At 65.6% G+C, this 1,286-nt stretch carries 1 protein-coding gene; it reads right to left on the reverse strand.

Going from position 1 to position 1,286, the window contains the following annotated elements; all coding sequences use genetic code 11:
* Positions 1-59: 59 nt before the first annotated feature.
* A protein-coding gene (locus ACIBK2_RS45785; protein ID WP_396977564.1) for an IS3 family transposase occupies positions 60-1,204 on the reverse strand; the annotation gives its coding sequence in 2 pieces (ribosomal slippage) (positions 60-928 and positions 928-1,204; 1,146 coding nt in all).
* Between the last annotated feature and the right edge of the window lie 82 nt (positions 1,205-1,286).

The following is a 1,286-nucleotide window of genomic DNA, read 5'->3' on the forward strand; positions in this document are numbered from 1 at the left end:
TGAGCGGTCCCCGATGACGAGACCACCTGGGAGTAGAGCCAGGTGATTTCGTTCCGTGTTCAGTTGGTCCCGCAGGCCACCGGGTGGTGGGTGTGGGTGCAGGCCGCAGCGTACTCGGCCGGGGTCAGGTAGCCCAGAGCCGAATGTCGGTGCCGCCGATTGTGGTCGGTCTTGAAATCGCCGATCACCACGCGGGCCTCGAGCAAGGTGGTCCAGTGGTTGCGGTTGAGGCACTCGGTCCGTAGCCGCCGGTTGAACGATTCGACGAAGCCGTTGTTCCAGGGCGTGCCCGGCGGAATGTAGGAGATCCCGACCCGGTCCGCGCAAAATCGTTGCAGGGCATGGGAAATCATTTCCGGGCCGTTGTCCATCCGCAGCACCCTCGGCGGGCCGCCGGTCGCGGCGAACACCTTGCCGAGCTCGGCGACGAGTCGTTCGGCGGTGATCGACCGTTCCACCATGTGGAGCAGGGATTCGCGGGTGTGTTCGTCGATCATCGACGCGATCTTCACCGCCCGCCCGTCGACGGTGGAGTCGAACTGGAAGTCCAACGCCCACACCACTTTCGGGGCATCGGCCTCGACCGGCGGGGTCGAGGAAACCCCGGCTCTTTTGCGGGGATGGTGCTGGCGGACCTGCAGGCCCTCCTCGCGCCAGAGCCGGTGGACTTTCTTGATGTTGACGCCCGCGCCCTCGTCGAACCGCAGGGCCGCCCAGGCACGGCGGAACCCGTGCCCTTGATGTTTGACCGCGTAGGAGCGCAGCCAGGCCCGCAAACCGGCATCCGGATCGATCGGTGTGTCCTTGATCGGCAGCCGCCGATAGGTCGACCGATTCAGCCCAACGACCTTGCACGCGAACCGTTCCGACATGCTCTTGATTTCGCGAAGCATGTCCACGGCGCGGCGCTTGGTGGCTGGGCTCAGAATTTTCCCCGAGCGATCTCCCGCAACGCGTCCTTCTCCAGCTCCGCGTCCGCGAGAAGTCGCTTCAAGCGGGCGTTCTGTTCCCGCAGCTCCTTGAGCTCTTTGGCCGCGTCGGTGTCCACGCCGCCGTACTGGCGGCGCCAGTTGTACATCGTCGCCGCCGACACCCCGATTTCGGCGGCGGCCTCCTCGCCGGTCTTACCGGCGGCGGTCAGCTCGTCGGCACGGCGCAGCTTCCGCACGATGTCCTCCGCGGAATGCCGCTTGCGTCCTGCCATATCGATCAGTGTCCCTTCTCGGCCCTCACCAGGCCAAACAGGACTCTAATACCGAGTGGTCTCATTCATCGGGGACGGCCCA

The sequence above is a fragment of the Nocardia sp. NPDC050175 genome (genome assembly GCF_044459885.1).
Taxonomy (GTDB): Bacteria; Actinomycetota; Actinomycetes; order Mycobacteriales; family Mycobacteriaceae; genus Nocardia.